Raw genomic sequence first — 23484 nt, forward strand, 5'->3', positions numbered from 1 at the left:
ACCCATGACCCGCGCCGCGTCCTCCTGGCTGGCCGATTCCGTGCTGTACCACGTCTACCCGCCGTCGTTCGCCGATTCCGACGGCGACGGCATCGGCGACCTGGCCGGGCTGACCGCACGGCTGGACTACCTGAAGTGGCTGGGCGTCGACGCCGTCTGGCTGAGCCCCTGCTTCGCGTCGGAGTTCGCCGACGGCGGGTACGACGTGGTGGACTACCTGACCATCGCGCCGCGGTACGGCACCGGTGAAGACGCCGTGGCGCTGATCGAGGCCGCGCGCGAACGCGGTATCCGCGTGCTCTTCGACCTCGTGGCCGGGCACACTTCCCACCGGCACCCGTGGTTCCGGGAGTCGGCCGGAACGCCGGGCGACGACCGGTACATCTGGTCCGACCGGATCTCCTCGCCGGTCCGGGAGTGGGTGCCCAACCTGGGCCGCCGCGGCGGGTTCTACCGCGCCAACTTCTACCCGGCCCAGCCGGCGCTGAACTTCGGGTACGCCCGGCCCGACCCGGCCGAGCCCTGGCGGCAACCCGTGGACGCCCCCGGCCCGCGTGCCAACCGGGCGGCGCTGCGGGAGATCATGGGCCACTGGTTCGACCGCGGAATTTCGGGGTTCCGCATCGACATGGCCTACTCGCTGGTCAAGGACGACCCCGGCTGGGTGGAGACGGCCAAGCTGTGGGGCGAGCTGCGCGAGTGGGCCGACCGCGAGTACCCGCACTGTGCGTTGCTGTCGGAATGGGGAGTGCCGCAGACGGCCGTCCCCGCCGGGTTCCACGCCGACTTCTTCCTGCACTTCGTCGGTCCGGCGGTGCATTCGCTGTGGGACAACGACTCCGGCACCCAGGGGCCGTGGACCGACGGGAGGCCCTGCTACTTCGACGAGGCCGGCCGGGGCTCGATGAAGCCGTTCCTGACCGAATGGCAGGGGTTCGAAGCCGCGACGGCCGGGCGCGGGCTGGCGGCGCTGCCGACGTCCAACCACGACTTCTCCCGGCTCGTCTGCGGGCCTCGCACCCGGGACATGGTCCCGCCGGCATTCGCCTTCCAGCTCACCTGGCCGACGTTGCCGGTCGTCTACTACGGCGACGAGATCGGGATGCGGTACGTCCCGGGCCTGCCGGACAAGGAGGGCAGCCAGGCCGACATCACCGCGCGCCAGGGTTCGCGCACCCCGATGCAGTGGGACGACGGCCCGAACGCCGGCTTCTCCACCGCCCCCGCGGCGGACCTGTACCTCCCGGTCGACCCCGATCCGGGCCGCCCCACCGCCGCGGCCGCCCGTGCGGACGACGCCTCCCTGCTCCACCACGTCCGGCGGCTGATCGAACTGCGCAGGCGGATCCCCGAGCTCGGCACCGCGGCGCCGGTGCGGGTGCTCTTCCAGGACTACCCCTTCGGCTACCTCCGGGGCGAGCGGTACCTGGTGGTCGTCAACGGACGGCGGGAGCCGGCGACCGCCCCGCTGGAGCTCGAGGTCGTCGGCCCGCTCGCCGTCCACGGGGTGGCGTGCGGCGACGGGGAGGTCCGGGCGGACGGCTTCTCCTACGGCGTCTTCGAAGTACGCGGATGAGCGACACGGAAGCCGCCGCGGTGGGTTCGTCGGTCCGTGCCGTCCGCACCGAGACGAAGAACGTCGTCCTCACCTACGACGACGGGCCCGAGCCGGGCGGCACCGAACGGGTGCTCGAAGCCTTGCGTGAACACGGTGTGACCGCCACGTTCTTCGTCCTCATGGGCCGGGTCCGCCGGTTCCCGCGGCTGTTCGCCGAGATGGCGGACGAGGGCCACGAAGTCGGGCTGCACGGCGTCGACCACCGGAGGCTGACGTCGATCGATCCGCGCGAGGTCCGCCGGCGCACCGGGGACGCGCGCCGCGAGCTGGAGGACCGGCTCGGGAGCGAGGTGCGGTGGTTCCGGCCGCCGTACGGCCTGCACTCCCGGGACAGCTGGACCGCGGTGGCCGCCACCGGCCTGACCACGGTGCTCTGGACGGACGCCCTGCGCGACTGGTGGGACCGGCCGACGGACACGCACCTCGAACCGGTGCTCACCGCGGCCCGGCCGGGCACGATCATGCTCGCGCACGACGGGTTCGCGTCCTGGGTGGACGGTGTCGACGACGGGCGCCCGCCGACGCTCGACCGCGGCCGCCTGACGGACCTGGTGATCGGCGCCTACCGGGACCAGGGCCTCGCCTGCTGTTCCCTCACCGAAGCTCTCGACGCCGGCGAACCCGTCATCGACGTGCGGCTGGCCCCGTGACAACCGGAGGAAGATGATGGACATCCGTTTCTTGGCGGCCGAGGATCATGCGGAGCTCGCCGCGCTGTGCGCGGCCGGGCTCCCGCTGGACCCGTACGCCGCGGACTACCCGGAGATGCTGCTGCGCCGCGAAGCCATCGGCCTCGTCGCCACCGAGGAGGGCCGGCTCGTGGGTGCCGCGCTGGGTTCGGCCCGGGGCACGGACGAGGGTTCGCTCGACCTCCTGGTCGTCGCCGACGACTTCCGGCGCCGGGGTACCGCCCGGCAGCTGGTGACGACCATGGAGAGCCGGCTGGCCGAGCGGGGCGCCACCGCCATCGTGGTCGAGGGCAACGCGCCCTACTACGTGTGGCCCGGCGTCGACCTGCACTACACCCCGGCCATCTGCTTCTTCGAGGACAGCGGGTACGAACGCGGGCGGTCCGTGGTCAACATGGACGTCGACCTGCGGGCGATTCCCCTGGACACGGCGGACGACGAGAAGCGCCTGCTGGGCGAGGGGATCGAGCTGCGCGAGGCGACCACGGCCGACCGGGACGAGCTGCACGCCTGGCTGTCCGCCGGATCCGGGTGGCCGCCCGACGGCTGGCCGCCCGGCTGGGCGGACGAGGCCGTGGCCGCCCTCGGCCGGGAGAACGCGGGGTGCCACCTCGCGGTGTCGGCGGGGAAACCGGTCGCGTTCTGCGCGTACGGAGTGAACCAGCCGCACATCATCGGCCCGATGGCCACCGGCCACGCGGTGCGCAGCCGGGGCATCGGCATGACCCTGATGAAGCGGTGTTACGCCGATCAACGCGACCGGGGCATCACCGTCGCCGAGATCTCGTGGGTGGGACCGCTGTCCCTGTTCTCCGACCGGCTGCGGGCCCGCATCCGCCGGTGCTTCTGGCAGTACCGCAAGCCGCTGAAAGCCGAGGTCTCCGATGGCGGGGCGTGAACCGCAGGTCCCCTTGCCGACGATCGTCTGCGCGGTGGACGACAACTTCGAGCTCCCGGCGAGGGTCGCGCTGCACTCGCTGGCCGCCGCGCACGAAGACTGCCTCGGCGACCTCAGGGTCGTGCTCCTCTACGACACCTTGAGCGCCGACGCGCGGACCCGCATCCGGACGCACGGCGATCGGCTCGGCCTGAAGCTGGAGCTGGTGGAGAGCCCGCCGGTCGATCCCCGCCTGCCCGTGCTGCGGCGCTACACCGCGGCCATCTACCTGCGGCTCAACGTGCACCACGTGCTGGCCGACGAGTCGCGGGTCCTGTACCTGGACTCGGATCTGGTCGTCCTGCAGGACCTGCGCGAGCTGCTGACGCTGCCCATGGACGGCCACGCCATCGGCGCCGTCCGCGACTCGGCGCGGCCGACGATGAGCCGCGGCGGCGCGCTGCCCTCGTGGGGAGAGCGCGAGTTCCCGGCGGACCGCGAGTACTTCAACTCGGGCGTGCTCCTGCTCGACCTCGACGCATGCCGGTCGACCGGGGTGCTCGACCGGGCGAGCGACATCCTCCTGCGGCAACCCGACATGGCGCGCTTCCCCGATCAGGACGCGCTGAACTGGGCCGCCGCGGACCACTGGCTCCGCCTGGACCGCAAGTGGAACACCTTCGCCATGTCGATCATGGCCGCCCGCAGCGACTACGTCCACGTGGCCGAGGACCTCGCCGGTCTGGACTCGCTCGTGCGCGCCGAGCGGACCGCGTCGATCCTGCACTTCAGCGGCCGCGACAAACCGTGGCAGGACACCTGCCCGCCGAGCTGGTCCCGCGACCGGTACCGGGAGTTCCTGCGCGCGGTGGAGGGCCCGCTCCGGTGACGGAGGCCTGCTACCTCGGCGTGGACATCGGCGGCACCAAGGTGTCGTTCCGGCTGGTGCGCGGTGCGGACGGCGAGGTGCTGTGGAGTTCGTTCGCCCGCTGGCCGGAGGTGCCGTCGGACGTCGGGGACGACCTGGCCGTCTTGCGGACGCGGGTGCGGGACCTGCGGGAGGCCACCCGGGTGTGGCCGGCCGGGGTGGGCGTCGCCGTCGCGGCCACCGTGGACGCCGCGGGCCGGGTGGTGTCGTGGCCGAACCGGGGCACGTGGCGCGGACTCGACCTGCTGGGTGAGCTGCGCTCGCTGTTCCCGGGGTCGGAGGTCGCCTGGGCCGACGACGGCGCGCTCGCCACCGTCGCGGAAGCCGCGGCGGCGGAGGTTCCGAACCTGGTCTACGCGGGCGTCGGCACGGGCATCGGGGGAGGGGTGGTCGTCGGCGGCCGCCTGCTGTCCGCGATGTCCGGCGGCGCATGCGAGCTCGGCCACGTGGTGGTGAACCACGACGGCCCGCCGTGCACCTGCGGCCGGCGGGGCTGCGTGCAGGCGGAGGCGTCGGGCCCGGCCACCCTGCGGCGGGCGTCCGCGGAGTGCCGGCAGACCGTGGCCTTCGATCGGCTCCGCGTCGGCTACCGAGACCGCGAGCCGTGGGCGGCGGCCGCGATCGAGCACAGCTGTGCGGCCCTGGCGGCCGCGCTGGCCGGCGTCGGCGAGCTGGTGGCCCCGGCGGTCCACGTGGTGGGCGGCGGGTTCGCGGCGGGCATCCCCGGCTACGTGGCGGAGGTCGGCCGGCACCTGGCTGCCTTGTCACGCCCGGGCCACCCGGCGGCCCCGGTGGTGCCGGCCCGGTTCGGCGGCGAATCGTCGTTGCGCGGCGCTGTCCTGGCCGCGATGGGCGCGTTGTCCGGTCCGGACGTGCCACGCCGCCCGGATCAAAGGGCGCGCGAGAGGTAGCCGGCGTCCGCGCCGTAACCGGGTACCGGTACCTCGGGATGCGGCCGGAAGCCGTTGGCGGACCAGAAGGCCGTGCTGCCCGCGACGGCGATCAGCGACATCCGGTCGTACCGCCTCGACCGGGCGGTCACGATGAGCCGGTCCAGCAGGACCTTCGCCAGCCCCCGGCCGCGCCGGTCGCGGGCGATGACGAGATCGTGCAGGTGCAGGTTGCCCGACGTGTATGCGGGACCTTCCGGCCGGTCGAAGGCGGGGAACCGGAACAGCGGATAGGGCAACGCCAGCACGTATCCCGCGAGGTGCCGGCCGGTCCGCAGGACGAAGCACGTCTCCGGGGAGGCTCGCACCCGTGACTCGAGTACGCTTCGCCGCTCGGACAACCCCTTCGCCGCGTACGACTCGGTTTCCAGCCGGACGATGCCGGGCCAGTCGCCGGACGACACGGCCTCGATCCGCACCCCGCCGGTCACGGCCGGTGCACCGCGATCGGCAGGGGCGAGAACCCGTTGAAGCCCCGCGTGGTGTAGCTCATGGAGTACGCCCCGCACGAGAGCAGCCACACCGGATCTCCCGACTTCGCCGCCTTCGGCACCGGCGCGAAGGTGAGACCGTCGCTGAACACGTCGTCGCTGTCGCAGGTGGGGCCGGCGATGATCGCCGGCACGTACTCGCCGCCGGGGTGACCGGGGAACACCAGCCGGTAACGCAGCATGTCGGTCTCGTAGAGCCCGTTGAACTTCCCGCAGCTCAGGTACAGCCACCGTTCGCGGGTCCCGCTCAGCTGCCGCCGGGACGACAGCCGGGAGACGTGGGCCCGGATCACGCCGTGCTCGGCGACCAGGTGCCGGCCCGGCTCCACGACGAACGCCAGGGGGCGCCCCGCCAGCCGCCGGAGCCGGCGCATGCCGTCGCGGAGGGCGGCGAACATCCGCCCGACCGGGGGACGCAGGGGCCGGCCCGCCTTGTCGAGGTAGCCGGCCGCGGGCAGGCCGCCGCCCAGGTTGACGTGGTCGATGGCCAGTCCCTGGAGGGAGAGCGCGACGAGGACGTCGGCGATGCGGTCGAAGGCGTCGTGCCAGGCTTCGACCGTCATCTGCTGGGAACCCACGTGGACCGAAAGCCCCGACGGGACCAGGCCGTGCTGCCGGGCGGTGCGCAGGACACGCGCCGCGTCGGTGCCCGCGCAGCCGTACTTGCGCCCGAGGCCCCACAGGGCGCCGGCACCGGTCGTCGCCAGCCGGCAGAACACCCGGGCGCCGGGGGCGTGGGCCGCGATGGCCAGCACGTCCTCGACGCTGTCCGTGGCGAAGTCGCGCACGCCGAGCCGGTGCGCCGCGGCGATGTTTTCGTCGGACTTCACCGTGTTGCCGTAGTGGACGAGCCCGGGCGGGATGCCGGTGGCGAGGGCCTGGCCGATCTCGTCGGGACCGGCGGCGTCGAAGCCCGCGCCCCGGCGCGCCAGGCCGGCCAGGACCTCGTCGACCGGGCACGCCTTCATCGCGAACCGAACGGCCACGTCGGGGAGTTCGCGGGTGAGCGCGTCGTAGGCGTGTTCGATCCCGGCGAGGTCGAGGACGAGCTGATCGTGCTCCGCGGCGGCGAGCGCGGTTCGGATCCGGCCGGTCGGGAACCCGGTCCGGTCGGTTTCCGCGAGTGTCATGCTCGATCGAGTCCCTGTGCCGCGCTCGCCGTCATCAGCCGCTCCCACGCGTCGATCAGGGTGGCGAAGTCGCCGATGTCCCGGCGGGCCGCGGCGAGCAGTTCTTCCCGGCGTGGCGCGAGGAACTCCGCGAACCCGGCGTACCGGCCGCCCAGCCCGCGGTAGGTCTTGTCGATGCGGTCGAGCCGCTCGACGTTCGCGTCGTCGGCCAGCCCGGTGCTCTCCCGGGCGAAGCCGGCGACCAGCGCGGGACGCACGCGGTGGCGGTGGTCCAGCAGCGCCGCCCCGGCCGCGGCCAGCCGGCCGTAGATGTGGTGGAAGTACAGCATGGACAGGAAGAACTTGGTCAGCCGCAGCTGGTAGGCCGAGAACCCCGCGTCGGTTTTCCGTTCCCCGGTGTGGAAGTTGACGATGTGGCGGTTGTGCACGATGCCCGGCAGCCGGGCGCTGTGCGCGAGGTGGAACAGGAAGTAGTCGCTGCCGATCGTGTCGGTCGCGGGCGGCAACGGCACCTGCTCCTGGATCCCGTGGAAGGCGACGTTGCACATGTCGACGCGCATCGGGTCGGCGAAGCCGGCTTCCGACCGGTCTTCGGTGAACGGTTCGATGCCCGCCCCGGTGAAGGATTGCTCCACCAGCTCGGCCTTCCGATCGTCCGTCCAGTCGTGGGGCGCCCACAGGCTCACGATGTCGTGGTAGGCGGCCCGGTCCCGCGATCGCAGGTCGCCGAGGTCGACCGAAAGGTCGCCGATGAACGAACCGCCCACCAGCACCACGGGTTTGTCCCCGTGTTCCGGGGCGAGCGACGAGGAAGTCACGTGTCCTCGCACGTCCGCGGCCCGGCGGCCGATCGAGGCGAGTTCGTGGTGCACCGGGAACACCTTCCGGCCGTTCGAAAGCTGGTAGCGGCTGTCGGAATCCCGGCGGTGCACGGAATCGCACCGGAGCGCGCGGGCGATGAGGAACGCGCGGTCGGTGCAGGCACCGTAGGAAATTTCCCGGGGAAGCAGGAGACCGAGCGCCGGTTCGCCGGCGTCGGCGGCCTCGGTCACCCGGTGCAGGAACGCTCGCTGCTCGGTTTCGCCCAGGTGCAGCACGACGATGTTCCGGCTTCGCCGCCGGCCGGCGACGATCCCGGCGTGTTCGCCGTAGGCCGGTTCCGGGGCGGAATCCAGGATTACCGCGAACACTTCGACATCGAAGTTCGCGGCCGCGAACTCGCCTTCTTCGAGGAAGTCCGACAGGGTTCCGGCACAGGCACGATTGGTGGGAAGAGCCAGGCAGATCCGGCGCATTCCTCCAGGCTACCGACGGGGCCGGGTACGTCAACCACCGTCAACCGCCGAAAATCCGCAGTTGCCCGCCCGCGTTCCGCCGAGGCGACAGGGGAGCCGATATCCGGCCAAGATGACGGTACCCACACGAAGGCTTTTCACCGCCGAGCCACCGCTGGAAAAAGGAACGGGTAATGACCGATTCGGGGAAGAAGTCGGCCTCTTGGCTTGTTCGCGCCCAGAAAAGCGTCAGCTACGAGGTGCGGTTCTGTGAGGATGTCTTCCGCTCCGACCGCACGGACCTGCTGGAAAAGGGCGGCGACGAAGGTAGGCCACGGCGGTTCGTCGTGATCGACGCCAACGTCGACCGCCACCACGGCGCCCGGATCCGCGCCTATTTCGAAGACCACGGCGTGGAGTACGCGATGCTGGCGGTGTCCGTGGACGAGACGGTCAAGGACTTCGAGACGGCCGCGCGGATCGTGGAAGCATTCGACCGGTTCGGGATCGCGCGGCGCCGCGAGCCCATCATCGTCATCGGTGGCGGCGTCCTGACGGACATCGCCGGCCTCGCCGCGAGCCTGTACCGGCGCGGCACCCCGTTCCTGCGCGTGCCGACCACGCTCATCGGCCTGGTCGACGCGGGCGTCGGCGTCAAGACGGGCGTGAACTTCAACGGGCACAAGAACCGGCTGGGCACCTACGCCCCCGCGGAGCTGACGCTGCTCGACCGGACCTTCCTGGCCACCCTGGACCGGCGGCAGATCAGCAACGGACTCGCGGAAATCCTCAAGATCGCGTTGATCAAGGACTTCGCGTTGTTCAAGCTGCTGGAGGAACACGGCGCGCGCCTGCTGTCGGAGAAGTTCCAGGGCCACAGCCCGCAGAGCGACCGGGCCGCGGTGGCCGTGCTGCACGCCGCCACGCACGGGATGCTCGAGGAGCTCGAACCGAACCTGTGGGAAGCCGAGCTGGAGCGGTGCGTCGACTACGGACACACGTTCAGCCCGGCGATCGAGATGCGGGCCCTGCCCGCGCTGCTGCACGGCGAGGCCGTGTGTGTCGACATGGCGCTTTCCACCATCCTCGCCCACCGCCGCGGACTGCTCACCGAAGCCCAGCGCGACCGCGTTTTCGCCGTGATGACGCTGCTCGAACTGCCCGTCTGGGACGCGCTGCTCGAGCCGGCCGTGCTCGCCCAGGCCCTGCGTGACGTCGTCCGGCACCGCGACGGGCGGCAGCGGTTGCCGCTGCCGGTCGGCATCGGCGGCGTCACGTTCGTCGACGACGTCAGCCCGGAGGAACTGGGCGCGGCACTGGAGATCCACCGCGGTCTTCGGCGCCTGCCGGTGGGGTGAACCACCGCGCGCGGCGGCGTGCCCAGGCGAGGTCGGTGGCGAGCCGGCCGGGATCGCCGTCGCGGTAGTCGTTCTCCAGGACGAGGGCCCGCACCGGTACCGCGTGCTCGCGCAGGGCTTCGAGGGTGCTGTCCACCCGTCCGGTCCCGGCGCCGAGCGCGGGCGTGGCCCCGACGTCGGGCGGGCCGTCCTTGAGGTGGACCTGGTCGGCGAGGAGAGGCCCGGCACCGGCGACGAGCGCCTCGGGCCGGAGCCCGGCCTTGACGGGGTTGAAGGTGTCCAGGACGAGCCGGAACGCCGGGGAACCGACCCGCTCGGCCAGCTGGGCCGCCCGGTGGGCGCCGAGGACGTTCTCACTGGCCAGCCGCAGCCCCCGCGCCTCGGCTTCGGCGGCGGCCCAGGCGAGCACCCGGGCGGTGCGCTCGAAGGCGGCGGGTCCGTCGATGGCGCTGCGCCGGAAGCTCGGCAGGAAGACGAGCGGCACTTCGAGCGCGTGCGCGGCGTCGAGCAGGCGCTCGACGACCGGCCGCGCCGGCGCGGTGGTCAGGCCGACGTCGTTGAGGTGGTTGCCGGCCACGGCGAGCAACCGGACGCCGGCTGCCGCGGCAGCGTCACGCACGGCTCGCACCCGCCCGGGCGTGTCGAGCCACTCTCCGCGGCCGGGGCCGCCGAAGTCGAGCTGCAGTCCGTCGGCCCCGGCGGCCGCGGTCCGGCGGACGGCCTCGGGGCCGGCGGCGGGAAGCCGCCACTCGGCCAGGCCGAGCAGGCAGGGTGTCACCTCCCGGCTCCGATGTGGACGGACAATTTGATCAGGCGCCGCCCGTCGATCATCCGCTCGCGTGAGCCGGTCAGGGTGCGCATGACCCGGGCCGCCCCTTCGAGGTCGGTTTCGTGGGTGATCAGGTCGCGGTACCGCTCGGGCACGGCGGTGAGTTCGGCCGCGGCGTCGAGCAGGTGCCGGGCGGCCACCCCGCGGTGGCCGAACACGTGGACCCGGTGGCCGCCGGCGGACCCGGTCGTCACGACGCGCGCGGGATCCGGGCGTCCGCCGCAGTTCGCGGCGCGGGCCGCGGTGAGGTCGACGCTGGGCAGCAGCGGTGTCGTGGCGGCCGGAGGCAGGCCGCCCACGATGTCGACGGCCAGCTCGCCGGCGCCGAGCGACAGCACCGCCTCCAACGCGGACACCGTCGCGTCGCGCGGCGTGGCGAGCAGCGCGCCGACCGCACCGGGGCCGAGGTGGGCCCGGTCCAACCGGGTGCACAGCACGTCCGCGCGGTACGGCGCCGCCTCGCTGAAGGCGAGCCCGGCTGCGGTGTGGTGCACCAGGACCACCCGGGTCGCCGAACCGAGCACACGGCGGGCCGTGCGGACGGCGAGGTGCCCGATGACGCCGTCGCCGTAGACGATCAGGGTGCGGGGCGCGAACGCGCGGAGTTCCCCCAGCGCGTACCGGACGACGGCGAGCGGCTCCAGCAGGGGCCCGAGCGTCCGGTCCGTGTCCGCGGGCAGCGGAAGGACCATGCCGCCTCCGACGGCCGAGGCGGGCAGCAGGGTGCGCTCCTGCAACAGGCCGTCGACGTTGTGTCCCAGGAGGAAATCCCGATCGGCCGGGTGCGTGGGGTTGACCGCAACCAACGTCCCCACGGCGAACCCGGCCGGGACTCCGGCACCCGCGGCCACGACCGTCGCGATTCCTTCGTGGCCGATCACCGGCGCCGGATCGTCCCGCAGCCCGCGCAGCATCTGGATGTCCGTCCCGCACAACCCCGCGTACTCGGTCGCCACGACGAGCTCGCCCGGACCGGGCTCGCTCGTCGCCCGCGCCTGGACCGACACCGACCCGCCCGCGCGGACGACCGCGCGGTGCGTGGTGCGGGCGTGCGCGGCGAGCCCGGCGCCGACCAGGCCGTTCGCCTCGTCCGGGCCGCAGACCAGGATCCGGTCGAGGACCCAGCCGGGGTCGCGTTCGCCGGTGAGGTAGAGGCCGTCCGCGGTCAGGTGACGGGTCAGTGCGTCCCGGTAGTGCCGGCCGAGCCCGGTCGCGACACCGCCGGTGAAGGCGACCAGGTCGATCTCCGGATCAAGGCACAGCGCGGTGCGCACGACGTCGGCGACCGGTTTGACGGCGGTCCGCAGGAGCTCGACCGCCACCGGGTCGGCGCCGTCGAGCGCCGACCGCAGCGTGGTTTCGAACGGCCCGTCCCCGGCCGGCCGCGACCGTGCCCGCCGGTCCCGGAACACTTCGCTCAGCCGGCGCAGCCCGGTGCCGGAGGCGAACGCCGCGACGTGGCCGGGCTGCCCGCAGTCACACCGGAGCTCGACCGGTTCGCCGTCGACGGTCACGGTCGCGGGCAAGTGGCCGATCTCGCCTTGCAGACCGAGGCTGTCCAGCGGGATCTCGCCGGTGCGCGTGTCGAGGGTCCGGCAGGCGATGCCGGTGCTGACCGTGACGAGCAGGATCTTGCGACGGCCGTCGGCGTGCGGCGACGCGGCGAGGTGCAGAAGGGCGGCAGTGACGTCGTTGACGACGTGCCAGCGGACATCGGGCCGCACGGACCGCAGCGCCTCCCCGAGGTCGAAGGGCTCGACGTGCGACCCCCACAGGGGCGCGGACGCGTAGACAACCCCGCTCCGGTGATCGAGCGCGGCACCGAACGACACCCCGGCGACCCCGCCGGCCGGAACCACTTCGGCCATCGCCTTGACCAGCGACACCTGCAGCTCGCCGACTGTCGCGTGTGGATGGTTGGTGAGACCGGGCGTCGGGACGCGGCGAACCTCGCCGAGCCCGGTTTCGGCCGACCAGCGAGCCGAGCGAAGGTGAGTGCCGCCGACGTCGAGAACGGTGATGGACACGGAAACCCTCCGGTGGTCGTGGGCGCCAAGACGACCACTCCGGCCGACCGGATGTCCACTGTGCGGGTTGCAGGCGCCGAGCTCGTGCGTGCCGGGGCCGAGGACCGGTGGCCTTGAGGTGTCAGAGTTCAGGGAACGAGGATGCGCAACGAGGAGTCGCCGAGACCCAGGCCGTCGAAGGCGCTGCGCCACTGCCGTTCGTGGTGCCCGGCCGACTCCCGGTCACCGAGGGCCGCGAAGACTCGTTCGGCGCGGGCGTGGGTCCGGGCGATCTCGAGCGGCGCGTCGAGCCGTCGCCAGATGGCCAGTGCGCGCGTGAGCGGCGCGACCCCGGCCGTGGGCTGGTCACGAGCGCGGGCGAGATCCGCGACGAGGCCGAGGGCGAGGCCGGGACCGAGCCAGTCGGCGTTGTCCTCGTAGGTACGCACGACGCCGTCCATGGCTTCGGCCGCGGCGCCCCACCCGCCCCGGAGCGCGTCCAGCTCGGCGTGGACGTGGTTCAGGTACGCCGCCATCTGGTCGTTGCGTGTCTCGCGCGCCGTGGCAAGTCCTTGTGCCACCACGGTTTCCGACTCCGCGATCCGGCCGGCCTCCATCAATGCGACCGCGCGTTCCACCTCGCAGCGCAGGCCCAGCCGGACGTCGCCGAGCAGGTCGGCCCCCTCGGCCGCCCGGTCGATGCAGGGCAGCGCGTCCCCCGGCCGCCCCGCCTCGAGGTGCATGCTCGCGGTGGCGACGTCCAAGGAAACTTTGGCCGGCGAGGTCGGGACGAGCCGCGGGCCCAGCTCGGCGATGCGGTGGGCGGCGTCGGTCAGCCGCCCGGCCCGAAGCAGTCCCCAGACGCCGTTGACCAGCGCCCGCTCCTCCGCGGGCCGGTCTCCCAGCCGCCGCGCGAGCTGCTCCTGCTCCGCCGCCAGCGCCAGCATCTGCCGGGCTCGCGCGGTCCGGGAAACCCAGGGGAACAGCACCGACAACAGCCGCAGCAGCGTCTCGTCCGGGCCGGTGCGGCGGACGTGCTCGACGACCGCGAGCAGCCGCCGGCCCTCGTCGGCGGTGAAGGCACGCAAGGTCAAGTAGGCGCCGAGGCTCAGGGCCAGCTCGCCCGCGACCGCGCTACCCGGCAGCCCGCAAGCCTCGTCGACCGCGGTGAGCAGGTTCGGCAGCTCGATGTCGAACCAGTCGCGGGCGTCCGCGGTGGCGTCGGCCAGCTGCCCGTCGGCCCTCCTGGCGCGGTCGAGCCAGGCGCTCAGGTGGCGCTCGACGACGACGGCGCGGGCCTGAGGCGTTTCCTCGGCCAGCGCCCGTTCGCGAGCGAAGGCCGCGACCAGCCCGTGCATCCGGTACCGGCGCCGGCCCAGCGCGTCACGCGCGGCGAGGTCGACGAGATGCAGATCGACGAGGTGGCCGGGCAGCGGGCTCGCGGGATCGTCCGACAGCTCCGCGCCGACCCAGTCGGGCCATTCGGACATCGGGACCAGGCCCAGGTAGCGGAACAGGCGCCGGGACCCGGCGTCGAGCGCCCGGTAACTGAGCTCGATGGCGGCCCGGACGTCGAGGTCCCCGATGCTGAGCCCGTCGAGCCGGCGGCGTTGCTGGGCGAGCTCCGTGGCCAGCTCGGCGATCGTCAGGTCCGGTCCGACGGCGACCCGCCCGGCCGCGATGCACACCGCCAGCGGCAGGCCACCGCAGAGCTCGACGAGCTCGGTCGCCGCGTCCGGTTCCGCCGCGGTCCGGGGCGCACCGGTGATCCTGGTCAGTACCGCCAGCCCCGCGTCCGGTTCGAGCACGGGCACGGTCCAGCGGGACGCGCCGAGCAGCGCGCCGAGGCGACGGCGCGAGGTGATCAGCGTGGCGCAGGACGGCGTGCCGGGCAGCAACGGCCGGACCTGGCGCCCGGCCGCCGCGTCGTCGAGGACGATCAGCATCCTCCGCCCCGCGAGCGCGGTGCGGTACCGGGCGACCCGCTCCTCCGGGTCGTCGGGTACCTCGGGCCCGGCGACCCCGAGCGCCGCCAGCAGCCTGCCGAGCACCGTGTGCGCGTCGACGGCGGCGCCACCCGCGCCCCGCAGGTCGGCGAACAGCTGCCCGTCGGGAAAGTCCCCGGCGAGCGCGGCCCCCGCGGCGAGCGCCAGCGACGTCTTCCCGATCCCCGCCGGGCCCACGAGCAGCCCGATCGGGGCGACGGTCCCCGTGGGCCGGTACAGGGCCGCCCGGATCTCGGCGAGCAACCCGTCCCGGCCCGCGAGCTCGGTCGTCAGCCCGGGGAGCTGCCGGGGTACCGCCCGGACCGGCGCGGCCGCGGCCGCGCCCGTCAACCCGGGATCCTGCCGGAGGATCCGCTCGTAGAGTTCGCGGGCGGCGCAGGCGGGCTCGACGCCCAGTTCGTCACGCAGCCTGGTCCGCAACGCGGTGTAAGCGTCGATCGCGTCGCTCTGCCTGCCCGCGCGGTACAGGGCGGTCATCGCGAGCACGACCAGGCTCTCGCGCAACGGATGGTCCGCGACAGCCTGGGCCAGCTCCTGTGGGGAGGGCGAACCGCCTTCGTCGAGCAGGGTGGCGAAATGACGCTCCAGCAGGGAAAGACGTCGTTCCGCGAGCGCGTCGGCTGCCCCGCGCAGGATCTCGCCGTCCAGCCCGGCCAGGCCGGTCCGCGCCACAGCCGCAGCGCCGCCCGCCGGTCCCCGGCCTTGGCGAGGGCGTCGAAGTCGACGACGTCGCACCGGAGACCCGTGAGGTCCATCCGGAAGCCCGCCCCCTCGGCCACGATGACCGACTCCGGCGCCCCGGCCGCCACGAGCGTCCGCCGCAGGGCGGTGACGAGGTTGCGGACCTGCCGGACGGCGGTGTGCGGGGGTGCGGCGTTCCAGACCGTGTCGACGAGCGAGGAAACCGTCACCAGCCGGCCCTCCGCGAGCGCCAGCGCCGCCAGCAGTTTCTGCTGTCTCGCCCCGCTCAGCGGCACCCGCGCGGCCGCCGCGTGCACCTGGACGTCACCCAGCAGCAGAATCGAGACCTCGCCCACGGTTCCCCTCCCTGTTGCCGACTTCAGCCGCACCGGCGCCGGGAAACGACCCGTCCGCCGGCGGTGCATGCGCGATGCACCGGCGATGCGGCCGCCCGCGAGCCTGGGTGAACCCGGAGAGGTTTCACCGAGGAAAGGGAATCAGCATGCAGGTGAAGGGCAAGGCCGGAAAGCTCGTGCGAGCGGCGGTGGCCGTCCTGGGGGTGGGCATCGCGGCTCCGATCGCGCTCGCCGGCCCGGCACAGGCGTTGACGTATGTCGGCAGCGACGCGGGGGGGTCGAGGGACGCTGCCACAACTCGACCTACTACCTGTGCCTGTACTACAACAGCACCCGGACGACGGCGTGGTGGGGCACCCAGACCTCGGTGTCGGATCTGGGCACCCGGACGTTCTTCGCCGGAACGGGCGCGGGCTCGGGAACACGCGTGAAGGTCAACGCGGCGGCTGTCTCGTGTGACGCCGGATCGAGCTCGATCTGCTACGTCTTCTCGCTGCCCGGCTACGCGGGTGGTCGTGACTGGCTGTACGGCGGCTCGAGCGGCCAGCTGCAGGAGACCTACAACAATGACGCCTCCGTGAAGATCAGCTGGGGCTGAGCCGATGCCCACGCCGTATCGCCGCTTGATGCCCGCTCTGCTCGTCCTCGGCCTGGTGACCGGCTGCTCCGCAGTGGCCGCGGTGCCGGCCCCCAGTCCGGCTCCGCCGGCCGACGTCGTGACCGGCGACCTCGAGCTCCCGATCAACGCCTACCGGTCGAACGCATGGGAGACCGGGGAGCTGATCCTGGCCCGGGCACTCCTGATCGACGACTGCCTGACCCGGTCCGGCCCGCGCCACCGCGCGGCGCCCGACCAGGCCGGGTCCGAGCGGCAAACCCGGAACCGGATAGCCGATTTCGGGTTCCACGGAAACAAGCGGCGATACGGCGTGACCTCGGCCGAGGACGCGCGCCGGTACGGCCACCACCTGCCGACCTCGGTGAACGGCGCCGAGGCCGCCCAGCCGGAGAAGGCGCCGCCGGGCCAGGCGGCATGTGCCGCGGAAGCGGGCAAGACCTTGGCACTGGAAAGCGGCGACGCCGAACTGGCGCGCGGGATAGCGTCGGCCTCCTTCACCGAGTCACTCGGGAATCCACGGCTGGCCAAGGCGGTGACGGCGTGGTCCGGCTGCATGAAAGCCAAGGGGGTCGAGCAGAAGGACCCGCTCACCGCGGTGTCGGCGTTCGACCTGAACGGTGCCCCGACCCAGCGGGAGCTCGCAACGGCCACGGCCGACGTCGCGTGCAAGCAGCAGACGGGTGTGGTCGAAACCTGGCGTGAGGTCGAGACCGAGTACCAGAACGCGAGGATCGCGGAGCACCAGGACGAACTGCGCACCATCCTGGACGAGCACACACAGCTGATGAAGCGCGTGGCCGCGGTCATCGCCGAACACTGACGCGGTGGTTCTGTTCTCGCGTGCCCTGCGCAGTGGGTGCGTGGCTGCTCGACGCTCGAAATCCGGCGTCCGAGGAAATCGTGTGGTCGCGGCGGTCGGCGTAGCCGCGACCGATACGCCGATGGCGGTGGCGTTTCGCTTTTCGCGGGAGGGGGTTCCGGATTTCGAGGGCATCCGGGGGAGGGCCGCAGGACTCGGCGAGGCCGATGTGCGCGACGAGCCCGGGGCCGAACGTCAGCTCGTGCTGAACCCGTCCTCGACGGCTCTGCGCGCTCACGAAACTCCGAGTCGGCATCGACCACGATACGGACCACGCCATGATCGGCAGCACCATGATCGGCAGCACACTGCCCGGCGACAAGATCGAGGAGGTGGCCACAGCCGCAGCTGACGCGGAAGCCGTCCGGATGGCCGAGCCGCAGGTCAACGCTGGTGTGGTTGCTGCGGGTGCCCCCGGTGAGATTCGAACTCACACTGGACGGGTTTTGAATCCGTTGCCTCTGCCAGTTGGGCTACGGGGGCGCGACGTCGTCACCCTACGGGATCGCCGCTCTCCTCCGTCGTCGGGGCGGGGGGAGTGTCATGAGGGCCACTTCGTGGTGAACGCCATCTCTTCCTCTGGATCGTTCCCGGTAGGCTTCGGGTTCGCGGGACGCCGCGAACCGCCAACGCCCGCCTAGTCTTTCAGGAGGACCCCGGTGACCGATCAGGCTACCGAGGCCCACGGTGCCGCCACCGTGCCGCAGCGTCGGGTGCTCGTCGCGGAGGATGAGGCTCTCATCCGGCTCGATCTCGTCGAAATGCTGCGGGAAGAGGGCTATGAAGTGGTCGGGGAGGCCGGTGATGGCGAGCAGGCCATCTCCCTCGCCACCGACCTCAAGCCCGATCTCGTGATCCTCGACGTCAAGATGCCGAAGCTGGACGGCATCGAGGCCGCGTCCAAGATCACCGGTGACCGGATCGCGCCCGTCGTCATCCTCACCGCCTTCAGCCAGCGGGACCTCGTCGAACGCGCTCGCGATGCCGGGACCATGGCCTACCTCGTCAAGCCCTTCGCGAAGCGGGACCTCGTGCCCGCCATCGAGCTGGCCGTCAGCCGGTTCTCCGAGCTGCAGGCCCTCGAGGCCGAGGTCGCCGGGCTCACCGACCGGCTCGAGACGCGGAAGGTCATCGACCGCGCCAAGGGCCTGCTGATGAGCCGGCAGGGCCTGACCGAGCCCGATGCCTTCCGCTGGATCCAGCGCACCGCCATGGACCGCCGGACCACCATGAAGGCCGTCGCCGAGGCCGTTGTGGAGAGCATCGGCAGCTGATCCACCCGATAAGGGGGTGGCCGCGAGCGCGGTCACCCCCTTTTTCGTGACGCTCCGGGTGCCCGAAAGGGCGTACTTGATACCTTTGCGAGCCTTCCCGGCGTGGCCGGGGACGATGATCGACGCCCGGTCCGTAGACTCTGCACACCTTGGACGGACCGTCAAGAGGCAGTCTGCGGGCTGTCGGGCACCGAGAGTCACCACCCGCTGGTCGTATTACGACGAGCGGGTGTAAACCATACGTTAATACTCGTGACGACCGTCACGATGTGGCTACAAGAGCTCGTGTGACTCTGTGCAACGGCCGCCAAGGCGGCTACTTTCAGCGGCCAGTCAGGTCCCACGCCGGGACAGCCGCCCGACCGGGCGGCCAGGTGGCATTTGGAGGAACGAGTGCAGAAAGCACGACTTGCGAGGGTCATCGTGCTGGCCAGTGTCGGGGCCATCGCCCTCAGCGCGTGTTCGGCGCGGACGGACAGCGGCTCGAACAGCAACAGCTCGAGCTCCCAGTCCCAGGCCGCGGCGCCGTCCGCCGCCGCCGACGCGGCCGACCCGGCCGGTGACGGCAAGGCCCAGTGTGCCCCGACCTCCATCGCGTACGCGGGCACCATCAACGGCGCCAACGCCGCGCTGGGCCAGAACATCCTGAACGGCGCGAAGCTCGCCGTCGACCAGCACAACAAGGCCAACCCGGGCTGCCAGGTCAAGCTGGAGCAGTTCGACACCGAAGGCACGCCCGACAAGGCGCCCGGCATCGTGACGCAGATCGTCAACACGCCGTCGATCATCGGCGTCGTCGGCCTGCCGTTCTCCGGTGAGTCCAAGGCCGCCGGCAACATCTTCAACGGTGCGGGCCTGGTCACGGTGACCCCGTCGGCCACCAACCCGACCCTGTCGCAGAACGGCTGGAAGACCTTCTTCCGCGGGCTGGGCAACGACAACACCCAGGGCCCGGCCGCCGCGAAGTTCATCACCGGCGAGCTCAAGGCCAACAAGGTGTGCGTCATCAAGGACGACTCCGACTACGGCACCGGCCTGGCGGCTTCGACCATCCAGGCGCTCGGCGACAAGGGCTCCTGCCAGGACAGCGTCAAGACGAAGCAGACCGACTTCTCGGCCGTGGTCAACAAGATCAAGAGCGAGAAGCCGGACGCGGTGTTCTACTCCGGGTACTACCAGGAAGCTGCGCCCTTCGCGCAGCAGCTGAACGACGCGCGCGTCGAGGCCAAGTTCATCGGCCCGGACGGCGTGAAGGACGAAGAGTTCGTCAAGGGCGCCGGCGAGGCGGCCGCGAACGCGTACTTCACCTGCCCGTGCGTCCCGGCGGACCAGTTCACCAAGTTCTCCGACGCGTACAAGGCGGGCTTCAGCAAGGACCCGGGCACCTACTCGCCCGAGGCCTACGACCTGGCGACGATCCTGCTCAAGGGCATCGACTCGGGCAAGAAGGACCGCGCGGGCCTGCTCGACTTCGTCAAGAGCTACGACGGCCAGGGCATCACGAAGCACTTCAAGTGGGACGACAAGGGCGAGCTCGCGAGCACGACCGTGTGGACCTACAAGGTCGAGGGCGGGAAGATCGTCCGCAACACCGAGATCAAGTAGCGCAACGCTTCCGTTCTGATTACCGGGGTGCACGTCCGGCGGCTGGATCCCGCCGGGCCTGCACCCCGGTCCCACATGGAGAACTAGTGTGTCATTGACTCATGACCTGAGCTCGCTCGTTCTGGCCCAGAGCAGCAGCTGGATCACGTTCGACGTGAACGCGTTCCTCGACCAGTTCTGGAACAACACGTTCGACGGGCTCGCCTACGGCAGCATCTACGCGCTCGTGGCGCTGGGGTACACCCTCGTCTACGGCGTCCTGAAGCTCATCAACTTCGCCCATTCCGAGGTGTTCATCTACGGCGTCTACGCGACGTGGTTCACCTTCTACGGCCTCGGGTTCCGGCCCGGTCTCACCCCCTCGCTCTCGGTGGTGGAGCTCATCGGCTTCCTGTTGCTCGCGTTGCTGGCCTCGATGGCGGTTTCCGGGGGCACGGCGGTCGTCCTGGAACGGGTCGCCTACCGGCCACTGCGAAAACGCGGGGCACCGAAACTGGTCTTCCTGATCACCGCGATCGGTGCTTCGTTCGTGCTGCAGCAGATCATCTTCATCTGGCGCCACGGCAACCCCGAACTCGGCATCCGCCTGATGCGCAACCAGGAAGTCTTCTCGCTCTTCGGCGGCAGCATCACCAACGTCACGATCATCACGGTCATCGCGTCGATCGTGCTGATGCTGGGCGCCAACTACTTCGTCAACAAGACGAAGTTCGGGCGCGGCATCCGCGCGGTGGCGCAGGACCCGGACACGGCGACGCTGATGGGCGTGAACAAGGAACGCGTCATCATGCTGACCTTCCTCATCGGCGGCCTGCTCGCCGGCGCGGCGGCCCTGTTCTACATGATGAAGATCCCGCAGGGCGCCTGGTACCAGGGCGGTTTCCTGCTCGGCATCAAGGCGTTCACGGCGGCGGTGCTCGGCGGGATCGGCAACCTGCGCGGCGCGCTGCTCGGCGGCCTGCTGCTCGGTGTCGCCGAGAACTACGGCCAGTCGCTGTTCGGCGGTGGCTGGCGTGACATCGTCGCGTTCGCCCTGCTGGTGCTGGTCCTGATGATCCGGCCCACCGGCATCCTCGGTGAGTCGCTCGGAAAGGCCCGGGTATGACGACGACCACGAACCAGCCGGCGGTGGCGACCCCCGGCAAGCACTCGCTCCGCGAGCGCTGGAACAACCTCAGCCGCGTGCAGCAGTGGGTCATCCTGATCCCGCTGGTGGTGCTGATCTACTTCCTGCCGGTGCTGAACCCGCCGATCCTGACCACCCAGCCGGGCTACGACTTCCCGATCGCGATGTTCGAGGTGGCCCGCTACGCGCTGGTCGCCATCGGCCTCAACGTCGTGGTCGGCCAGGCGGGCCTGCTGGACCTCGGTTACGTCGGGTTCTTCGCCATCGGCGCGTACGTGATGGCGCTGTTCACCAGCCCCGACTCCTCGCTGTCGCACCTGCCGTTCCTCGTCGTGCTCCCCATCGCGATGGTGGTCACGATGATCTTCGGCGTGATCCTCGGGACACCGACGCTGCGGTTGCGCGGTGACTACCTGGCGATCGTGACGCTCGGGTTCGGCGAGATCGTCCGCCTGCTGGCCGACAACGTCGGTCCGCTGCGCGGCAACTCCGGCTTCCACGAGGTCGGGCACCCGCCGGGCACGAACGCCAACGGCTCGGCGTTGTTCAACAACTCGAACGGCATCCCCTGGTACTGGCTGTGCGTCACGCTGATCATCGCCGTGCTGTTCCTGGTCGGGAACCTGGAGCGCAGCCGCGTCGGCCGCGCGTGGGTGGCCATCCGGGACGACGAGGACGCGGCCGAGATCATGGGCGTGCCGACGTTCAAGTTCAAGATCTGGGCGTTCATCAGCGGCGCGGCGATCGGCGGCCTCTCCGGCGCGCTCTACGCCGGTCAGCTCGGCTTCGTCAACAACCAGAAGTTCGACGTCGTGACGTCGATGCTGTTCCTGGCCGCGGTGATCCTCGGTGGCTCGGGCAACAAGGTCGGCGTCATCCTCGGTGCCTGCGTGGTGGCCTACGTCCCGCTGCGCTTCCAGGCGATCGCCGAGTACAAGTACCTGATCTTCGGTCTGGCGCTGATCATCCTGATGATCTTCCGGCCGCAGGGCCTGCTCGGCGCCCGCCAGCGCCTGCTCGCCTACGGCAGGCAGGCGTACCAGCGGCTGCTGGGCCGGGGTGAGCAGATCAGCAGTGACGGTGCGCTGCAGACCGAACCGACTCCGGGGAGCAAGCCATGACCGACCCCCAGAACGGCGGGCCCGAGGTCGTCGCGGAGGGCGGCCTCGTCGCCGAGCTGCAGCACATGACGGCCCAGGAGCGGGCGGAGCACGAAGCCGAGGTCGCCGAGGCCGTCGCGCCGGACCGCGACATCGAGGTCGAGGTCGGGCAGACGCTGCTCGAGGTCGACGACGTGACGATGCGCTTCGGTGGTCTCGTCGCGCTCGACCAGATCTCCTTCGGCATTCGCCGCGGCGAGATCCTCGGCCTGATCGGGCCGAACGGCGCGGGCAAGACGACGTGCTTCAACGCGATGACCGGCGTCTACCGGCCGACCTCCGGCGAGGTCCGGCTGGAAGGCCGGGCGCTGGGCAAGACGTCGCGGCACGGCATCACCCAGCTGGGCATCGCGCGGACGTTCCAGAACATCCGGCTCTTCAGCGAGATGACGGCGCTGGAGAACGTCGTCGTCGGCACCGACGCGCGACACAAGACCAGCCTGCTGGGCGCACTGGTGCGCTCCCCGCGGCACCACCGCGAGGAGAAGTCCGCCGTCGAGAAGGCGATGGCCCTGCTGGAGTTCGTCGGCATCGCCGACCGCGCGGCCGACCGGGCGAAGAACCTGCCCTACGGCTACCAGCGGCGCCTGGAGATCGCGCGGGCGCTGGCCACCGATCCGAAGCTGCTCTGCCTGGACGAGCCCGCGGCGGGCTTCAACCCGGCGGAGAAGGAAGACCTCATGGGTCTGATCCGGACGATCCGCGACGACGGCTACACCGTCCTGCTCATCGAACACGACATGAAGCTCGTCATGGGCGTGACCGACCGGATCGTGGTGCTGGAGTTCGGCAAGAAGATCGCCGAAGGACTGCCGGCCGAGATCCGCGAGAACCCCGCGGTGATCGCGGCCTACCTGGGGGTGCCTGACGATGACGTTGCTTGAGCTGTCGGACGTGTCCGTCCACTACGGACGGATCCAGGCGGTCTCCGGCCTGTCGATCTCGGTCGAGGAAGGCGAGATCGTCACGCTGATCGGGGCCAACGGCGCCGGCAAGTCGACGACGATGCGGGCGATCTCCGGGATCCGGCCGATCTCCGCGGGCAAGATCACCTTCGCCGGTGAGGACATCTCGAAGCTGCGCGGCGACCTCCGCGTGGTCCGCGGGATCTCCCAGGCACCGGAAGGCCGGGGCATCTTCCCCGGCATGACGGTGATGGAGAACCTCGACATGGGCGCCTACGCCCGCAAGGACCGCAAGGACCTCAGCGGGGACCTGGAACGCGTCTTCGAGCTGTTCCCGAGGCTGGCGGAGCGCAAGACCCAGCTGGGCGGCACGATGTCCGGCGGCGAGCAGCAGATGCTCGCCATCGGGCGCGCCCTGATGGCGAAGCCGAAGCTGCTGCTGCTGGACGAGCCGTCGATGGGTCTCGCGCCGCAGTTCATCCAGCAGATCTTCCGGATCATCACGGAGATCAACAAGCAGGGCACCACGGTGCTGCTGGTGGAGCAGAACGCGCAGCAGGCGCTGTCCCGCGCCCACCGCGCGTACGTGCTCGAGACCGGCCGGATCACCAAGACCGGCACCGGCAAGGAGCTGCTCGCGGACAACAGCATCAAGGAGGCGTACCTGGGCGTCGGCTGACACCCCGGGACGCCGGAAACCGGCCCCGCACGCTCCGGCGTGCGGGGCCGGTTCGCTTTTCCGG

21 protein-coding genes and 1 tRNA gene are annotated in these 23484 nt (G+C 71.4%); 14 read left to right on the plus strand and 8 right to left on the minus strand.

All coding sequences use genetic code 11. The features are described from left to right. Positions 1 to 4 precede the first annotated feature (4 nt). From C2L59_RS14180 to C2L59_RS14200, 5 genes are read left to right on the plus strand one after another with little or no spacing between them, the layout of a single operon-like run. Positions 5 to 1576 carry an alpha-amylase family glycosyl hydrolase gene (locus C2L59_RS14180; RefSeq protein WP_103349973.1) on the plus strand — a complete coding sequence of 524 codons (1572 nt, stop codon included), beginning with the start codon at positions 5 to 7 and terminating at the stop codon, positions 1574 to 1576. Beyond that, on the plus strand, positions 1573 to 2268 hold the full coding sequence (locus tag C2L59_RS14185) for a polysaccharide deacetylase family protein (protein WP_103349974.1): 696 nt from the start codon (positions 1573 to 1575) through the stop codon (positions 2266 to 2268). The genes C2L59_RS14180 and C2L59_RS14185 overlap by 4 nt, the downstream gene beginning before the upstream one ends. A gap of 16 nt (positions 2269 to 2284) precedes the next feature. Beyond that, positions 2285 to 3205 (plus strand): GNAT family N-acetyltransferase, encoded by a 921-nt coding sequence (locus C2L59_RS14190; protein ID WP_158263083.1) that lies wholly within the window; start codon positions 2285 to 2287, stop codon positions 3203 to 3205. Then, positions 3192 to 4073 (plus strand): glycosyltransferase family 8 protein, encoded by an 882-nt coding sequence (locus C2L59_RS14195; protein WP_103349976.1) that lies wholly within the window; start codon positions 3192 to 3194, stop codon positions 4071 to 4073. The genes C2L59_RS14190 and C2L59_RS14195 overlap by 14 nt, the downstream gene beginning before the upstream one ends. Then, the gene (locus C2L59_RS14200; protein ID WP_103349977.1) at positions 4070 to 5023 is read left to right on the plus strand and encodes an ROK family protein; all 954 of its coding nucleotides are present in this window, start codon (positions 4070 to 4072) and stop codon (positions 5021 to 5023) included. The genes C2L59_RS14195 and C2L59_RS14200 overlap by 4 nt, the downstream gene beginning before the upstream one ends. On the opposite strand, the gene C2L59_RS14205 is transcribed toward C2L59_RS14200, so the two are convergent. From C2L59_RS14205 to C2L59_RS14215, 3 genes are read right to left on the minus strand one after another with little or no spacing between them, the layout of a single operon-like run. Continuing rightward, positions 5002 to 5493, minus strand: coding sequence for a GNAT family N-acetyltransferase (locus C2L59_RS14205; protein ID WP_233223492.1), 492 nt, complete (start codon positions 5491 to 5493; stop codon positions 5002 to 5004). The two genes, C2L59_RS14200 and C2L59_RS14205, sit on opposite strands and share 22 nt — an antisense overlap. Further along, entirely contained in the window at positions 5490 to 6683 is a 1194-nt protein-coding gene (locus C2L59_RS14210) for a type III PLP-dependent enzyme (protein ID WP_103349978.1), read from the minus strand. The genes C2L59_RS14205 and C2L59_RS14210 overlap by 4 nt, the downstream gene beginning before the upstream one ends. Continuing rightward, positions 6680 to 7978: a DUF6271 family protein gene (locus C2L59_RS14215; RefSeq protein WP_103349979.1), complete on the minus strand. Its 1299-nt coding sequence runs from the start codon at positions 7976 to 7978 to the stop codon at positions 6680 to 6682. The genes C2L59_RS14210 and C2L59_RS14215 overlap by 4 nt, the downstream gene beginning before the upstream one ends. Before the next feature lie 173 nt (positions 7979 to 8151). On the opposite strand from C2L59_RS14215, the gene C2L59_RS14220 reads away from it, so the two are divergent. Further along, complete coding sequence (locus C2L59_RS14220; RefSeq protein WP_103349980.1) at positions 8152 to 9315, plus strand: sedoheptulose 7-phosphate cyclase; 1164 nt, start codon at positions 8152 to 8154, stop codon at positions 9313 to 9315. Here C2L59_RS14220 and C2L59_RS47490 read toward each other — a convergent pair. The 4 genes from C2L59_RS47490 to C2L59_RS48925 all read right to left on the minus strand — a co-directional run bounded on the left by C2L59_RS47490 (position 9248) and on the right by C2L59_RS48925 (position 15193). Then, positions 9248 to 10093, minus strand: a complete 846-nt coding sequence (locus tag C2L59_RS47490; RefSeq protein ID WP_158263084.1) for a sugar phosphate isomerase/epimerase — start codon at positions 10091 to 10093, stop codon at positions 9248 to 9250. The two genes, C2L59_RS14220 and C2L59_RS47490, sit on opposite strands and share 68 nt — an antisense overlap. Continuing rightward, complete coding sequence (locus tag C2L59_RS50085; RefSeq protein WP_158263085.1) at positions 10090 to 12171, minus strand: ROK family protein; 2082 nt, start codon at positions 12169 to 12171, stop codon at positions 10090 to 10092. The genes C2L59_RS47490 and C2L59_RS50085 overlap by 4 nt, the downstream gene beginning before the upstream one ends. 128 nt (positions 12172 to 12299) lie before the next feature. Further along, positions 12300 to 14747, minus strand: coding sequence for a BTAD domain-containing putative transcriptional regulator (locus C2L59_RS14235; RefSeq protein ID WP_233223501.1), 2448 nt, complete (start codon positions 14745 to 14747; stop codon positions 12300 to 12302). Further along, on the minus strand, positions 14630 to 15193 hold the full coding sequence (locus tag C2L59_RS48925; RefSeq protein ID WP_158263087.1) for a winged helix-turn-helix domain-containing protein: 564 nt from the start codon (positions 15191 to 15193) through the stop codon (positions 14630 to 14632). The genes C2L59_RS14235 and C2L59_RS48925 overlap by 118 nt, the downstream gene beginning before the upstream one ends. Positions 15194 to 15560: 367 nt before the next feature. On the opposite strand from C2L59_RS48925, the gene C2L59_RS47095 reads away from it, so the two are divergent. Together C2L59_RS47095 and C2L59_RS14245 are read left to right on the plus strand one after the other, a co-directional pair. Continuing rightward, positions 15561 to 15791: a hypothetical protein gene (locus tag C2L59_RS47095; protein WP_146060385.1), complete on the plus strand. Its 231-nt coding sequence runs from the start codon at positions 15561 to 15563 to the stop codon at positions 15789 to 15791. Positions 15792 to 15819: 28 nt separating this feature from the next. Then, the gene (locus tag C2L59_RS14245; protein ID WP_103349984.1) at positions 15820 to 16632 is read left to right on the plus strand and encodes a hypothetical protein; all 813 of its coding nucleotides are present in this window, start codon (positions 15820 to 15822) and stop codon (positions 16630 to 16632) included. A gap of 448 nt (positions 16633 to 17080) precedes the next feature. Here C2L59_RS14245 and C2L59_RS14250 read toward each other — a convergent pair. Beyond that, a tRNA-Leu gene (locus C2L59_RS14250) sits at positions 17081 to 17154 on the minus strand. A gap of 176 nt (positions 17155 to 17330) precedes the next feature. On the opposite strand from C2L59_RS14250, the gene C2L59_RS14255 reads away from it, so the two are divergent. From C2L59_RS14255 to C2L59_RS14280, 6 genes are all read left to right on the plus strand, one after another. Further along, on the plus strand, positions 17331 to 17945 hold the full coding sequence (locus C2L59_RS14255) for an ANTAR domain-containing response regulator (protein ID WP_103349985.1): 615 nt from the start codon (positions 17331 to 17333) through the stop codon (positions 17943 to 17945). A 423-nt stretch (positions 17946 to 18368) separates the two neighbouring features. Then, positions 18369 to 19550 (plus strand): branched-chain amino acid ABC transporter substrate-binding protein, encoded by a 1182-nt coding sequence (locus tag C2L59_RS14260; protein ID WP_103349986.1) that lies wholly within the window; start codon positions 18369 to 18371, stop codon positions 19548 to 19550. Positions 19551 to 19638: 88 nt separating this feature from the next. Further along, on the plus strand, positions 19639 to 20655 hold the full coding sequence (locus C2L59_RS14265; RefSeq protein WP_103349987.1) for a branched-chain amino acid ABC transporter permease: 1017 nt from the start codon (positions 19639 to 19641) through the stop codon (positions 20653 to 20655). Then, positions 20652 to 21797 (plus strand): branched-chain amino acid ABC transporter permease, encoded by a 1146-nt coding sequence (locus C2L59_RS14270; RefSeq protein ID WP_103349988.1) that lies wholly within the window; start codon positions 20652 to 20654, stop codon positions 21795 to 21797. Before C2L59_RS14265 ends, C2L59_RS14270 begins: the two co-directional genes overlap by 4 nt. After that, positions 21794 to 22720, plus strand: coding sequence for an ABC transporter ATP-binding protein (locus C2L59_RS14275; RefSeq protein ID WP_103349989.1), 927 nt, complete (start codon positions 21794 to 21796; stop codon positions 22718 to 22720). Before C2L59_RS14270 ends, C2L59_RS14275 begins: the two co-directional genes overlap by 4 nt. Then, entirely contained in the window at positions 22707 to 23420 is a 714-nt protein-coding gene (locus C2L59_RS14280; protein WP_103349990.1) for an ABC transporter ATP-binding protein, read from the plus strand. The genes C2L59_RS14275 and C2L59_RS14280 overlap by 14 nt, the downstream gene beginning before the upstream one ends. Positions 23421 to 23484 lie beyond the last annotated feature (64 nt).

The sequence above is a fragment of the Amycolatopsis sp. CA-128772 genome (assembly GCF_002904295.1).
Taxonomy (GTDB): Bacteria; Actinomycetota; Actinomycetes; order Mycobacteriales; family Pseudonocardiaceae; genus Amycolatopsis.